This window comes from Blautia sp. NSJ-175 (assembly GCF_022867815.1).
GTDB classification, from domain to species: Bacteria; Bacillota; Clostridia; order Lachnospirales; family Lachnospiraceae; genus Blautia; species Blautia celeris.
The window spans coordinates 127496-143355 of the sequence record NZ_JALIFQ010000013.1; the positions used below are offsets into that span (position 1 = coordinate 127496).

The following is a 15860-nucleotide window of genomic DNA, read 5'->3' on the forward strand; positions in this document are numbered from 1 at the left end:
AGCCTTTACTGCATAACTTTGCTTATGTTGTCCATGAATTCTTCTACTGTAATGTCCCCTGAGAAAATTTTTGTAAAATCCTCGTCCCAGAGACTCACCGCCGTGCCGTCTGTTGAGTGGTTTACAAGAACAGACTGCCAGCTTGTATAAATATTGCCTGCGCCACTCTCTGAGATTTCTTTGGCAATTTCAGTGGAAGCCTCAATCTCGTCACTGGCAGACACTGCCCCCTGAGACTGGACCCAGACAGTCTGGGCATCCAGAGAAGCACAATAATTCATAAACGCAACAGCCGCCGCTTCATTTTCTGTTGCAGTATTGACTGAAAAACCATTTGCCGGTGTTCCTACCATACCTCTGATGCCTTCTTCTGATGGAATTTCAAACGCCCCGTAATTCAGATCCGGATTATTTTCACTGATCGTTGCCGCTTCCCAGGAACCTGCAATATCCATCACGGCCTCTCCGGAAGTAAACGCCAGTGTCTGGGCATTATTGTCTGCAACACCCAGCCAGTTATCTCCGAAATATCCCTTGTCTGCCCATTCCAGCATTTTATTTAATGCATCCGCTGCAGGCTTGTCCGTGGCTTTTACAGAATAGCCTGACAGCCCCTTGGTATATTCCACATCCATTGCAGAGAGAATCGGTTCAAAAGTAAACAGCAGGGAATAGACATTTACCCCTGACAAGGATATGGGAGTATACCCGGCCTTTTTGATCTTTTCCAGCAATTCTTCAAATTCACTGAATTTCTCCGGTACTTCATAGCCGTTTTCCTCGAATATATCCTTGTTGTAATATACAGCTCTGGTATCCATAGTAAGCCACGGTACTGAATAATTTTTTCCATCTACCTCAGTCAGTTTCATTGCATCTTCACCAAAAAGACTGTAATCTACCTTATCCGTTAAATCCATACACACTTCGTTTGATACATAATCTTTCATATTTGCCGTAGCAGTTCCGTTTGTCCAGAAAATGTCCGGCCCTTCCCCTGACTGAATTGCGGTTGACAGAAGACTGTAATAGTTGTCCCCGTCCTTGATTTCATACTCCACTTCCACGTCCTGGTACTTTTTCTGAAATCCCTCAATAATCTGCTGAAGGCTGGCCTCAAAACCGTAGCCATGTTCCCAGATTGTCAGGGTACCTGACACCCCGCCATCGTTTTCTTTTGATTCACCATCGGCATTTCCTTTTCCTTTTGTACTCTGTGAATTTTCACCACACCCAGTCAGGGAAACCCCCATCACAGATACTGCGCAGATGAATGATACTGTTTTTTTCCAGTTCATAATTTACCTCCTTAAACTTTTCCTTTGTTTTCATCTACGATAATTATAGGAAAATATCACGCAGAGAACCATCAACTATCTTCCCCGTCTGATTCAAATATTTATACCGCTTTCACCTATTGGTTCAAAATCTGCTTTCCTGATTCAAAATTTTACGTTTCCCATATCCCTGCGGTAGTCTGTTATGGTCTTTCCGGTGATTTTTTTGAAGACCCGCACCATATAATTTTCATTGGAAAAGCCTGCGGCTGCAGCAATTTCACCTAAAGTACAGCCGGATTTTTTTATCATTTCTTTTACCTTCTCTATCCGCTTCTGGTTGATATACTGTACCGGGGTCACACCCATTCTATCCTTAAATTTTCTGCAGAACGCTGAGATACTCATATTTCCCAGCTCAGCAAGTTCCTCCAGGGGAAGACCTGTGCTGATATTTTTGTCAATATAGGAAAGTATCCTGCCAAAATCATCTTCTTCAAAAATCTCTGTGAGCGCCTCTTTGAACTGCCCGATCAGTTCCTGAACTTTTCTATTCACTTCTGTACACGATGCAGATGTCGTGACCGCATCTACAAAGGGGTATTTTCCGCTCCATCTCCTGACAATCGCCATATCATACAGATATTCCTTCAAAATACTGTAGACAAAAATGCTCACAGCCTGACTCAGCGCATCCCTGGCTGTCTTCACCCATATCTGCTTCCTTCTGCATGTACTTAAAAATTGGTTTAGTTCTTTTTCAAATATCTCCAGGCCGGATTTTTCCATAAAGGATTTGGTGCTGAACATAAACTCCGGTGTCTCCCGGGACCAGCAGATATCTTCGCTGTAATATACAGATATAGATTCATGATAAAATCTCATCTCCACCGCCTCATCAGCTTCCTGATATCCTGCGGGGATTCCCTGCATATCCCTGAATTCTCTGCTGATTCCCATTAGAAGATGTTTATTTGTATACTGAAGTATATTTTTTTGAATTTCTTCTATATAATCATCCAGTATACGTTTCCTTTCCTCTTTTGGAACGGACGCCGGCAGCCTGAAAACAATAAAGGGATTTCTGTTATAGGAGTCTATCAGGGAACCCATGTGATATCTGCTGATGATTCCATCTAAAAGATGCAGAATCATCTTTTCATCTACATGATCCTGCTCTAATCTGATGACGCCTACTGCTTTTATGTCTGTTTCATCAGCCGGTATTTCATCCAGACTGTGCAGCCTCCTCCGTTCTCCTGTCCTGCCGGATATTTTTTCCCTGACCTCACAGATAGCTTTCATTAAGTTTTCTTCATTGATGTCCTGCTTTAAAATATAGTTATCTGTCCCCAGTGCGATGGCTTCCCTGGCATATTCAAATTTGTCATAACAGCTTAAAATAATAATTCCGTCAGCCAGTTCCTGTTTCCTGATCTCACGGATGAATTCAAGACCATTCATCTCCGGCATCTCTATATCTGTAATGACAATATCCACCAGATTGGTTTTTAGATATTCAAGAGCATCCTTTGCAAATCCGAATGTCCCGGCAACTTCTATATCCTTTTGTTCCTCCAGAAGAGACTGAATCCCTATTCTGGACAAAATTTCATCTTCCACGATAATTACACGAATCATTTGCTCTCCTCTCCTTTAGCCGGAAGTCTATATTCCACCACAGTTCCTCTTTCCAGCTCACTGGTAATCTCCATTCCGTATTCCCCGCCATATTCCAGACTGATAATCTGTTCGATATTAGTAAGACCGATATTGGTGTGGTTTTCTCTCACTGCGCCTCTGTTTTTCCATTCTGTCATATCGAACCCGCATCCGTTATCCGAAACCCTGATCTTCAGGATTTCTCCCTCTACCCACGCACATACTGATATTTTCCCTCCCCGGGTCATTCCCCGTTTAAACCCGTGTATGATAGCGTTCTCCACCACTGGCTGTATAAGAAATCTGAAGATTCGACACGAAAGCGCCTGCTCCTCAATGTTAAAATCCATCTCAAAATTCATAAATCTGGCTTTCTGAATCACAGCATAACGCTTGATCAGTTCTATCTCTTCTTTCAAAGTATAATTCTCTTTATCACTTTTCGCAGCATTCATCAGAATATAGATCAGGGCTTCCGTCAGATTCCTGATATTTTCCTGTTTATTAATCACTGCCATCCACTTGATGGTGTTCAGAGCATTATACAGAAAATGAGGCTGTAACTGGGCTACCAGAGCCTGCATTTTAAAATTATTTTTTTCGTTTACTTCTTTTTCATTGTTCAGAATAAGTTCATTGATCCTTTTTGTCATACTGTTAAAATGACCGGACAGGCTTTTCAGCTCCCCGCTGCTTATTTCCCCCATCTGTACCTCTCTGTTTCCCTTGGCAAACTGATCCATCGCATACTTCAGTTCGCTGATCGGTTTCAAAAAATACCTTTGAAATGTGTAAAATACCAAAATGAGAAAAAGACAGTAAACAATGGAAATAACCACCACCACCTGTTTCAATGGCTTCATGGAGCGCATCATAGATGCCATGGAGGCGCTCCCCATAAAAACCCATCCTGTCTTCTCCATTCTGCTGTAAGCTTCCACGTTTTTTCCACTGCCGTCATCGGTTATCTGATATCCATTCTTATTTTTTGAATCCAAAATTTCTGTCTGCATTATCTGATTCACTGCAGACTTATCTGAACTGTACAAAACCGTACCATCCGCATCCAGCATATATTTTGTATTATCCTCCATCTGCAGACGGTCAAATGCCCTTCTGATCATCTGGTCACTGATGATATAGTACAAGATACCTATATTCTTCTCTTCCTTTCCGTTTAAAGACCTGGCAAGGATATATTGTCTTGTACTGGCCTTGCCGTACAGTTCATTTGATGTAAACCACATGTATTTCCCGCCGCCTTCCGAAATATCCCGGCTGTATTTCTTCATGATATCTGTCAGATTTTTATACACTTTGGTTCCGCTGAAATATATCTCGTCCCCACTGGACAGATAGGCTGCCTTAATACCACTGTAGGAATAACAACAGGCCGCAAGGGAATGTTCGATAAAATCCCTGTCCGCATTTCCTGACTCCAGCTGGTCGATACTTCCATTGTGATACAGAGACATGGTACTGTCTTCATATGTCTTCAAAGAGGAGGAAACCTGATTGGATACGGAAATCATGGTCTCCTGCATACTGCTTCCGAAATTGTCCCCCGCATAGTCCTGAAACACTTTGTATGTAGCAAAAATCAAAACAATATATGGTATCACAACAAATATCAAGAACAGTATAAATATTTTTAATCTTATACGGTATTTCTGCAGTCCCCTGAATGATTTTTTCATATGTTTTCCGCCCTTCCTTTGCTGTATGTAGTCGTCATTCTGCTTGTATCTGTGTTAACATTATATGATAATGGCAGGGAAGTTACAATGGATGAGTTTATCCGGCGGATAATAAAATGAGCACCGCTGCTATTTTGATAATAACAGCGATGCTCTCCATTGTTTTATAATACTCCATATAGGTGTATTCTGCCAAATCCACCGCTTTTTCGGTGGGTATCAGCTGAAAACTCCTGCTGTCTTCCCTGGACTGACAGGATTCGAGAGGAAACCCTGACAGGGATCATGTGAACACTCTGCCGGTTCAGTTCATGGTATCGTCCCGCAAAATATCAGCCAGCTTATACCGCAGAACTTTTTTCCCGCCAATATAATAAGCCAGCGCCACAAAAGCAAAAACAGCGATTATAAATGCCAGCACAGGTATGAACGGAGCTTCTCTTATAAAAATCATGGGCTCCAGGTAACTTGCCTTCAGCATAAGCGCAGCCAGAAGGATGGTAAGCGGCAGGGTCACCAATACCGGGCGCCCGGCAATGATCAGAGCCTCAACACAGAACATCTTTTTTATCCCTCCGGGTGTCAGCCCCACGGACATATAACGGGCAAATTCCCGTCTTCGCTGGCGCACAAACCCCAGCGTATTGGAAAACACATTGCCGATTCCAATGAAAGCAAGCAGTACACAAAAGCCGCCAAAGATCAACATCATGCCATCTTTCATCTTATCATCGGAAAGCTTTTCCTGTATGCGGTTTTCGCTTACTATTGTATATCCGCTGCCCACAAGCCGGGTGACCTCCTTTTCCAATCTGTCCAGTTCATCCATCGCCGCATTTTCCCCGGCAAGTACCCGGATATAAAAATCTTCCTCTGCTCCGCCAATCGGCGTTTTTATCTGCTTCCACAGGGAAACCGGAAGGAAATGTACCAGTTCATAATAATCCAATGTACCGTACTCCTCCCGCAGAACAGGAACCTCCTGTGTATAGGTGATCACAGGGATCTTTGCTGCCATCTTATCATCTGCTGTACTTCTCAGGACAGTAATTCCCCGGTCTTCTTTCAGGTACGGAATGTAATCAGGATCGCGGAAATTGGGATTCCTGCTGTCCCGGATCCGATTCAGGATCACAGCGCCATCCAGTCTTGGTTCTGCACCAATCTGTTCACAATACGAAAGAAAACTGGCATCATCTAATATGACCACAGGCGCATGGATCATCCATCCGCTGTCTGTATCTGACACAAAGGTCTGATCTGCGTTTTCAAAACCGCCCGCAGCACGGAACTGCCCGCTTATTTCTTCCTCTGTGATCAACCGTTTTGCTTCCGCTTTCTGGTATACGGTACAGCTTCTCACATCCAAAAGCTCCTGCATTTGTTTTGTCCCGCCAAATGTATCCATCTCTGTATCCTTTACCGTGACCATCACATCCCAGACATTCTGGTATTTTTCAAAATACGTCATTCGCGTGCTGATATCAGTAAGGGTAAAGAAACACTGCATTAACGTAAAAGCCATAAAAGAAAAGGTCAAAGATAAAGTAGCAGTACGCCATGCTTTTTTCTGTGCCTTCAGCGCATTGGAGGCAAGTTCGCCCTCCAACCCGAAGAAAAAGGACAATAATCGTGAATTCTTCCGCTTGTACAGAGGAAGTTCACCGGTATTTTTGATGGCTTCCAGTGGTGTCAGCCGGCTCAGTTTTCTTGCAGGATACCAGGCCGAGAGCCAGACAGTAAAAACAGTAACAGCAAATGTACATATAAATACCAGAGGATGATATCCCCATTCTGCTTCATGGCGTCCTTCTGCCAGATTTCCCGCCATGATATTTGCCAGTTTCAATAGCCCCATTGCAATCATAATACCCAGTAAATTACCGGACACTACCGGTACTGCACACAATGCGGCAGCCTCCTGCAGCAGACAGGTCCGAATCTGTCCCGGTGTAGCTCCTATACTGGAAAATATGCCAAACTGATGCACCCTGGCATTCATAGTCACAGCGAAGGAATTGTGTATGATCATGACCAGAGATATACAGGCCATAGCGGTTATCGCCAGAAAAAGCGGAAAGATCAGTCTGGGAGCAGTATCCTGCGGGTCCCGAATGAGATACATGGCCAAAAGGGAATGATGGCAGGAAACTGCCTCCGGCGGTACCTCTGCTAATTTGGCAATTTTTGGAAGATCTTCAAGAATCGTTCCCATATCTTCAAAATAAAGATCAACTGCAGCCTTCTCCCCTTCTGTCCCTTCCTGATTTATGACCACTTTTTCTATATTGGGAAAATTCTTCACAGCAGCCAGCGTATCCTCATCGAAACTCCCTTCTATACGCCCCTGCCAGCTTCCTTCCTCTATCTGAATCCTCTCGACCTCATATTTCCAAAGGTTATAAAACAGGCTGCAGAGCAGTGACAGAAACAACGCGGATATAAAAGCAGCCACCATGACGGAGATACCGGATGACCGGTTGTTTTTTATGTAACTCCTGGAATATTCTTTCCACATAACCTTTTACCCCCGCTTCCGGTCGCTGACAATGCGGCCATCTTCAATGGCAATGATACGGTCTGCTTCCAGTGCTATTTTTTCATCATGGGTAATCAGCAGAATCGTCTGTTCCAGATTCCGGTTGGATAATTTCAGCAGATCAATGATCTCCCTGGAGTTTTTCCGATCCAGACTTCCGGTTGGTTCATCAGCTAAAAGGATAGCCGGACGGTAAATCAACGCCCTCGCTATGGCCGTTCTCTGCTGCTGCCCGCCGGACAGCTGGCTGGGCAGGGCATCCAGTTTGTCCTGAATCCCCAGTGAGGTAATGACCTGTTTAAAATACTCCCTGTCCACAGTTCTTTTATCCAGCAAAAGCGGCATAAGAATATTCTTTTCGACCGTAAGCGTTGGAATCAGATTATAAAACTGATAGACCAGCCCCACTTTTCTCCGCCGGAAAATGGCGGCCTGCGTGGGATTCATGGAAGAGATATCCGTTCCCTCCACAATGACCTTCCCTTCTGTGGGCCGGTCCACACTGCCAAGAATATGCAGCAGAGTGGATTTTCCGGAACCGGAGGCCCCCACGATAGCTGCGAATTCTCCTTTTTCCACTGACAGATCAATCCCGTTAAGAGCCGCTGTCTGACTGCTGCCTTTGCCGTATATTTTCCTTACTCCAATACAATTTAACACTTCCAAAGTTCATCTCTCCCTTCTGTAAAATATGTCTGCGAACTGCGGGAAAGCAGTTGTATTGCCCCGCAGCTATATTATAACAAAGAAAGATGACATCTCAGTGACTGTAAAACCGGATTTCAAAACAAGCGCCTCCTGCCGGCAGATTCCTGGCTGAAAGGGTGCCGCCCTGCAGTTCAAATAAAGAGCAGGCGAGCGCCAGCCCGATTCCGATTCCGCCCTTAACGGCTCTCTTCCCCCGGTAAAACCGTTCAAAAAGATGGGGAATATCTTCCGGGGCAAACCCCTGCCCCTCATCCCAGATTAAAATTTCCGTATAAAGTGGATTTTTGGAATAATCACAGTGAATCCTGCCTCCCTCTGGAGAATGCTCCGCACAGTTTTTTATCAGATTCATCAAAGCCTCCATGGTCCATTCCATATCCCCCTGAAATTCCACGCATCCTTTGTCCGGAATGTCTGCCATGACCTTTTCCCTGCGCATCAGCTCTTCCAGATTTTCGACAGCCAGATTCAGTACAGTGTAAACATCCACAGGTGAATGCTCCAGCAGCAGTGCCCCGGAATCAATCTTAGACAGAGTCAGCAGGGATTCTTCCAGCCGGTTCAGACGCTCTAACTGATTCTTGATAGGTTTTGTATAAGTATTCGGAGCTGTTTTCTCCATCAGCTGCAGGGATAGAAGTGCCGCTGTAAGCGGTGTTTTAAGCTGATGAGCAATGTTGGCCAGATTATCCGCAAAACGTTCTTTTGCTTTTAATGCATTTTCTCTTGTTACATACAAGCTGGTGACGGTTTTATAAATTTCATCCTGCAGATGAGAAAATTCATCTTCTATAGTTTGAACAATGGTCCCTGTTTTTCCCGCATTAACCTGTTCCAGATATTTCGTAAGCCCGGATACCCTCGCCTCAATGTGCTTTTTTGCAGACCGGAAGGACAGAAAAAATGCTGCCGATATTAAAACAGCAGCATTGACTGCAAATAATACACCGCAGCCTTTACTGCCGGAAAAATCCTCCTCCGTGTATCCGAACTGCTCCAGGAATACATTTCCGCCGGTTTTCCACTCTTCCTGTGACTGATATTCTTTCAGAGAAGAAAGTAAAAGCTCTTCTGCTCCCGGGTCATTTTCCAGTATGGTCTGGCAAAGCGCTGAAATACCCCTGTAAGAATCCCTCTCATACCGGCACTGCCACATATTGTTCAAAAACAGGATTCCTGCTGCGCAGACCACTATGGGGAGTATGGTCATCAGCATCTGTTTCTTTTGTTGTGTCATAGCGTATCCTCCATACGGTAGCCAAAACTCCTTATGGTTTTCAGACATGCAGGCTGATGCAGTTTTTCCCGTAAACGTTTTATGGTCACCGTCAGTGTGTTATCATTCACATAATTACCGTTGCTGTCCCATACTTTTTCCAGAAGCTGTTTCCTTGTTACGGTCTTTCCTTTGTTTTCCATCAAAAGAAGAAGAATCTGGTATTCCGGCTGGCTTAAAACAAGTTCCTCGCCATCACAGAAAACAGACATCTTATCCATATCCAGTGTCAGGGAATCGCAATGATAACAGTTCACTTTCACCTGGCCTGTACGGCGCAGCAAAGCAAGGATACGCGAGTGCAGCACCTCTAGTTCAAAGGGTTTGACAACATAATCATCGGCACCTTTTTGAAATCCGCCAACCACGTCATGGGAATCGCCGCGGACAGTCAGGAAGATCACAGGCAGCCAGGGCCATCTCGCGCGGAGCCAGCCGCACAGTTCGCTCCCCTGCCCATCCGGCATGTTCCAGTCTAAAAGGACCAGGTCCGGCTGCCTGCTTCTCAATGCCTGTTTCATGCCCGCAAGCATGGAAAAAACCGTTACCCGGAAGTTTTCCTGCTCAAGATATTCTTTTACCGCCTGTGCAACAGTCTCGTCATCTTCCGCGTAATACAGATCTATCATTTTTCTGCTCTCACTTTCATATTTCATTGGTATTATCTGACTGTTCAGCTAACTGAACTAGTTTTATGTAAGTGTATTTATTATACCAAAACGGGGGAGGAAATACTATGGGCTTCTTTATGCTCTGCTTTTCTCCCGCAAGTTCATGAGGCGCTCCGGCAGAAATGGTTCTGCAGATATAACAGCAAAAAGCCCCTAAAAACCCAGCAGGGCATGCCGGGTTAAGTCATGTGCAGTAACAGTGTGCATAGACTCTATTGGTTATGACGATTGGGGAATTCGTTCTGAAATGGATACATAGCCGATTCTTAAGCTGGCAAAAGACGGAAAAAGTAACGGGGCTCTGATCATTTACAAATCATATAAGGCGGATGCAAACCATCCGCCTTTCTGTCCCATCCTGCATTCTTTATTTTCGATTATCCTTTTTGTACGGTGTGCGGGTAACTACTGCGCGGACCATCATCTGACGGCAGCCCTCAGAACCGTACAGCACATAAACTTCGGTTCCTTCCTGAGTATAACGGATGTCAAGGTCTGCCAAGGAGATTACCTTTCTGAACTGGCAGCTGTATCCCCGGTTGGATACAAGACCTATCATTTCATGTTTCTTATTAAATGCCGGAATAAACTGAGGGATTGCACTTGAAAAATCAGAGGTATTTACTGGCAGCCCCATCTGTTCAAAAGGTTCCTCGTCTTCATCAAAAAGAGATGTGAAGATAGTTATACAGTCCTCTGTATTCCATTCCAGGGTCACACATTTTGTTTTCGGATCAGCCGCTTCCTCTAAAACAGCATCCTTACCCGGAAAATCCCGGGTTTTATCCACCAGATGTTCCCAGCCAAAGTCCACAGGAGAGCGATGGAGTGCTTCTGCGCCAGGAACAACCGCCGGAATAAAATCTACCCAGATAGTCGGAAAATACGCCTGCAGATGATTCAGCATCAGACTGCGCATTCCCAGCTGGCGAAGGCCAAATTCTTTTCCTGCTTCTGCCACCTCATGCCAGATGACAGAACCGTCCGCGCTGTCTCCAAACAGCTCATATCCAGTCTCTCCTGACATTCCACCGCGATATAAACGGACTTATATCATGGAAAGTCCGTGAGACGTGCTGCTTCGGATACCCTGATTTATGGCATAATTTCTGCTTGATCCACAGGTCTTGCATTCCGCGCATCTTTAGTCTTGTATCTTTTTCATTTACGAAATATAATATTGCATAACAGCAGCACAAATCCCTACGCAGAAAGAACAGGTGGAAATTATGGACGAAAAGATCCTATTGGTAGATGACGAAAAAGATATCGCTGATTTGCTGGAAGAGGTGTTGATACAGGACGGTTTCCGAAACATCCGGAAGGCCTGTACCGGAATGGATGCGCTGGCAGTCTGCCGGGAATTTCAGCCCGATGTGATGATTCTGGACATTATGCTTCCGGACCTTGACGGACTGGAGGTTTGCAGGAAGATCCGGGAATTCTCTTATTGTTCCATCCTGTTCCTCTCCTCAAAGAACGATGAAATTGATAAAATATTAGGGCTCTCCTGCGGCGGTGATGACTATATCACCAAGCCCTTCAGTCCCCGGGAAGTGGTTTTCCGAATCAAGGCTCAGCTGCGCCGGCAGAAATATGCGGCCGGTCTCTCCTGCAGCACCGCTGTTCTGAGTGCGGGTCCTCTTACCATTGACAGGGAGAGCGGACGGGCATACAAATCCGGTGCGGAGCTCCCCTTGACAGGAAGGGAATTTCTTCTCCTCGCCTATTTTATGGAAAATACGGATAAAATCATCAGCAAAGAGCGTCTCTATGAACAGGTATGGGGGGAGTACAGCAGCATCTGTGACAATACCATTATGGTACACATCCGCCATCTGCGGGAAAAAATAGAGGATGCCCCTTCCAGACCCAGACAACTGATCACAGTGAAAGGCCTGGGATACAAGCTCAGGAAAAGGACTGATTAGATGAAAAAATCAGGATGCCGCACCATGTTTCATATGTATCTCATTTTTTTCCTGTCTCTGCTGGGAACCCTTCTTGCAGCGGCAGCGCTCATCTGCTGGCTTATCACCTTACGAAAACCCGACGGTACCTTTGTGCGGAGTGACTGGCCCGTGAAGTTTTCCGACAGCTTCCAGGAGCAGATCATTTTTAAAGAGGATGGCCCCGGGGTTAAGCAAAACGGCTTGGAACTTCTTCGGGAAAATGAAATCGGCATTCAGATTCTCGACTCCACCGGTTTTGAGCTTTTTCATTATCAAAAACCGAGTCAGGCTGAGCAATCCTACTCTGCTGCAAGCCTGCTTTCCATCTCCAAGACAGGCAGGCTCAAAAGCAGCAGCCTTACAGCAGTTATAAAAACCCTGTCACTTAAGGACAGAGAATACAGTTACATCCTTTTCTTTCCTGTGAAAGTTTCCAAAGTCACCATGTATTTGAACGGAGAGCATTTTACTGCCGGTAAGGCTGTGATCCTGCCGGTGACAGCCATACTCTTTCTCGTCCTCTCTATATCCGGCATGCTCTACGGCTTTCGGACCGCTGAGGCCGTGAAGCAGCTCACTGACTCCATCCGGGAGATCGCTGCGCGCAGCTATCTTCCCGTTCAGGGAAAGGGAACTTTTTTCGAGATTTATGACAGTCTGAACCGGATGGACCAAGAAATCAGGGAAAGCGACCGCCTACAGGCTGAAACGGACCGGATGAGAGAGGAATGGATCGCCAATATCACCCATGATTTGAAAACACCCCTCTCACCGATAAAAGGTTACGCGGAACTGCTTCTGGACTCCGGCAGTATAAACCAAGAACAGTGCAGGCAGTATGCAGACATCATATTGAAAAACTCCGCCTACATGGAAACACTGATCAATGACCTGAAGCTCACTTATCAGCTGACAAACAATATGGTTCCCATGGACCCCCGGGAAGAAAATATTGTGCGCTTTTTAAAAGAGCTGGTGATCGATCTTCTCAACTCCCCGGAATATGAACAGCGCACGATCCGCTTTGAAGCTGCCGCGGAGACGATTCCCTATTCCTTTGACCGGACACTTTTCACAAGAGCATTCCAAAACCTGATTCTCAATGCTTTTGCCCACGGAACATCGGATACGGAAGCTGCCATTTCCGTCTCTGTCCCCGATTCCACACTGCAGATAACTGTAAGTGACAACGGAAAAGGGATGACCGCCGCGGAAACGAAACAGATCTTCCAGCGGTATTACCGTGGAACCTCCACAGACCAGAAAAGAGAAGGAACCGGGCTTGGCCTTGCCATAGCAAAAGATATTGTGGAACTCCACGGCGGAAGGATTTCCGTCTCCAGTTCTCCCGGCACGGGAACTGTATTTACGATCGCATTTCCTCTGCATTAAGGTTAATTAAGGTTATCTGCAACTCCCGTTAAGGTTGACAGTTTATCATGTATCTATGATAACTGTCAGCCTTTTTCATTAATACCGGGAGGTGAGAAAGTGAAATGGAAAAAGACCGCCGTATGCATCTGGAAACTACATACAACAATTCTAAACGCTCTGAAGGAATCAAAGGATTCCTCCGGCAGAAAGTAGGTGTATCTTGAAGATTATTATAAAATACATTCTGACAAATGTGAAAGAAAAAAAGATGAGGACAGGCGTTATGATCCTGTCCATACTCCTGTCGTCCACTCTGCTGTTTGTCTCCTTCTCCATTGGCGCTTCCTATGAAAGTGCCCAGCAAAAAATGGCACGGGGAATGGCGGGAAGCGCGGCGGTTTCCGTGTCCGCAAAAGAAGGTCTCATCCATACCGATGAGATTCCCGATCTTTTGTCCATTGACGCGAAAGCCGGTATACTAAAGGGCAGTGCTCTGTACCACGAAAACGGTTATTACGAGACCATTGACCTGGCAGCCGCCGAGCTTTCAGAACTTAAAAAGATCAATCCCCCGCGGCTCGCTGACGGGAAAGATATCTCGGATTTTTCCGGCAGCCGAATCATTCTGCCGGACCGATTCACCTCAAAATACGGCATTCAAAAAGGAGATGCCATAACCCTGCAGATAAACGGGGAATCCATAAAACTGGATGTAGCTGAGATTGCCGCCTATGACACCTTCTTCCTGCGGCATACAAGAGGGGCCACCGCGCTGCTTCCCCTCTCCTTTCTGCACAGCCTCCTGGGTTATACAGACGGATACAGTGAGATTCTGATTAAGCCCTCCCAGGGAGTTTCCGCAGAAACTTTGAAAAAAGATCTGGAAACAGCCCTGCCGGCTGAAACATACCGGATAACCGAAACGTTCAGCGAAGACCAGGTAACCGCCGATGCACGGCAAAAGTCCATGCCCTTTTTCCTCATCAGCTTTTTCTCGCTGACCATGAGTATATTCATCATTTACAGCAGCTACAAAGTGATAACCCTGGAACGACTCCCCATAATCGGAACCTTCCGCAGCATCGGGGCAGCAAAAAAAAACCTCACAGGCATTCTCATGCTGGAAAGCAGCCTGTACGGATGTATCGGCGGACTGCTCGGCATTCCGACAGGGATACTGGTCCTGAAATGCATTCTGCAGGGCATGAGCCGCTCCCTCTCACAAGGCATTGAGATTCCGGCTGTCATCACCCCTTTCAGCGTTATTTTCTCATTTGCTGTGGCTGTAAGCGCCTCTCTTTTATCTGCGTGGCTGCCCATACACAGGACAAACCGCCTGCCTGTAAAAGAAGTGGTTCTGGGTATTACGGAGGAAAAGCAGATATCCGGACGCCTGACTGCCGCGGCCGGCATCCTGTTATTCCTGTTCTCTGTCATCCTTCCAAGGACTGTCTCCGGAAATATGCTGTACCTCATGGGAGGCATATCCCTTCTGGGACTGATCGCGGCTGCCATTATCCTTGTACCCCTGCTCACAGATCGGACTGCCGTGGTTTTGGAGCGTATTTACGGAATCATTCTAGGAAACGAAGGGAAACTGGCTGCCCGCAATATGCGCGGCAATAAAAATGTGATACAAAATATCACACTTCTGTTCATCAGCATTTCCGCTGTGATTGCCATATCCGTTGTGGGGGATTTTGTAACCACTTACGTCAGCGATGTATTCAGGGGCGCCGAACTTCAGGGATTTGCTGACGGGCATATGGAACCGGCATTTGTAGAACAGGTAAAAGGGCTGGATGGGGTTGAAAAAGTGCTCCCGCTCCATATCCTGGATAACCGGCTGCAGGCAGAAGGTATCGCCCTGGGACGTGTGGAGGCGGCGGATGACCTGGACCTGTACAGCTCCATGCTTGCCATCCATTATACGAAAAATACAGAGCAGTCCCGGGCTGCCGCTGCTTTTGGGTCTGAACGCGTCATCCTTCTCAGCGAAGACTGTATGAAGCAGACCGGATTTTCAAAGGGAGATACCCTTGTTCTGTCAAACGGCACAAACCGGTATCATTATCTGGTGATCGGCAGTTTCAAATCAAGGGCTACCGATGCGGAGGCAGTCATTCCCTCTGTCTGCGCAGTTTCGGATTTTGGAGCTCAGGCATATGACTTTCTCGCCTACACTGCCGCTGACCCGGATGCAGTCATGGTACAGATCCGCAGTCTGTTTGGTGAAACGGCAAACTGGAGCCGGACGGTGAAGGAATTCAACACCGACGCCCTTTCCACTGTGGGCACCTTCTTACAGCCCATGCACAGCATGACTTATTTTATTTTACTGCTGGCCGCCGTAGGTATCATCAATAATCTGCTGATCAACTATATCCAAAAGCGGCGAATTACTGCCATGTATAAATCTGTAGGGTTAAGCAGCCGCCAGAATATAAAAATGACACTGACAGAAGGCTTTTCTTCCGGACTGATCGGTGCTGCCATAGCTGTCTTTGTCTCTTATCTTGAAATACAAACCATCTTTTTGGTAGCCGGACCCAAAATCTCAATGGTTCCCAAACTAAATGCCGGCACTTTCTTTTTTTCCGCAGCAATGGGAATTGTAATCACACTGCTGGGCTCAGTTGTGCCCATCATCAAAAGCAGGCGGATGAAACTGGTGGAGGAGATCAAAAGTGAATAATATATTAAC

General features: G+C 46.0%; 10 protein-coding genes and 1 pseudogene. 3 read left to right on the forward strand and 8 right to left on the reverse strand.

The window, feature by feature from the left end; all coding sequences use genetic code 11:
- Window positions 1–5 precede the first annotated feature (5 nt).
- The 8 genes and pseudogenes from MUB35_RS19640 to MUB35_RS19675 all read right to left on the reverse strand — a co-directional run.
- Entirely contained in the window at window positions 6–1298 is a 1293-nt protein-coding gene (locus tag MUB35_RS19640) for an ABC transporter substrate-binding protein (RefSeq protein WP_244806663.1), read from the reverse strand.
- A gap of 144 nt (window positions 1299–1442) precedes the next feature.
- Entirely contained in the window at window positions 1443–2918 is a 1476-nt protein-coding gene (locus tag MUB35_RS19645; RefSeq protein WP_033139511.1) for a response regulator, read from the reverse strand.
- A complete protein-coding gene (locus MUB35_RS19650; RefSeq protein ID WP_244806664.1) occupies window positions 2915–4636 on the reverse strand; it encodes a cache domain-containing sensor histidine kinase in 1722 nt (573 codons plus the stop codon). Before MUB35_RS19650 ends, MUB35_RS19645 begins: the two co-directional genes overlap by 4 nt.
- A 304-nt stretch (window positions 4637–4940) precedes the next feature.
- Complete coding sequence (locus MUB35_RS19655; RefSeq protein ID WP_244806665.1) at window positions 4941–7154, reverse strand: ABC transporter permease; 2214 nt, start codon at window positions 7152–7154, stop codon at window positions 4941–4943.
- Window positions 7155–7160: 6 nt separating this feature from the next.
- Window positions 7161–7841, reverse strand: a complete 681-nt coding sequence (locus MUB35_RS19660) for an ABC transporter ATP-binding protein (RefSeq protein ID WP_227210473.1) — start codon at window positions 7839–7841, stop codon at window positions 7161–7163.
- A gap of 94 nt (window positions 7842–7935) precedes the next feature.
- Window positions 7936–9120: a sensor histidine kinase gene (locus tag MUB35_RS19665; RefSeq protein WP_244806666.1), complete on the reverse strand. Its 1185-nt coding sequence runs from the start codon at window positions 9118–9120 to the stop codon at window positions 7936–7938.
- Entirely contained in the window at window positions 9117–9788 is a 672-nt protein-coding gene (locus MUB35_RS19670) for a response regulator transcription factor (protein WP_033139626.1), read from the reverse strand. The genes MUB35_RS19665 and MUB35_RS19670 overlap by 4 nt, the downstream gene beginning before the upstream one ends.
- 409 nt (window positions 9789–10197) lie before the next feature.
- Window positions 10198–10863: pseudogene (locus tag MUB35_RS19675) on the reverse strand (hypothetical protein); the annotation flags it as partial.
- A gap of 196 nt (window positions 10864–11059) precedes the next feature.
- Between MUB35_RS19675 and MUB35_RS19680 the strand changes: the two are divergent.
- From MUB35_RS19680 to MUB35_RS19690, 3 genes are all read left to right on the forward strand, one after another.
- On the forward strand, window positions 11060–11761 hold the full coding sequence (locus tag MUB35_RS19680) for a response regulator transcription factor (RefSeq protein ID WP_054351336.1): 702 nt from the start codon (window positions 11060–11062) through the stop codon (window positions 11759–11761).
- Entirely contained in the window at window positions 11762–13174 is a 1413-nt protein-coding gene (locus MUB35_RS19685; protein WP_244806667.1) for a sensor histidine kinase, read from the forward strand. It begins immediately after the preceding gene.
- A 250-nt stretch (window positions 13175–13424) separates the two neighbouring features.
- Window positions 13425–15851: an ABC transporter permease gene (locus MUB35_RS19690; RefSeq protein ID WP_412242395.1), complete on the forward strand. Its 2427-nt coding sequence runs from the start codon at window positions 13425–13427 to the stop codon at window positions 15849–15851.
- The last annotated feature ends 9 nt before the right edge of the window (window positions 15852–15860 follow it).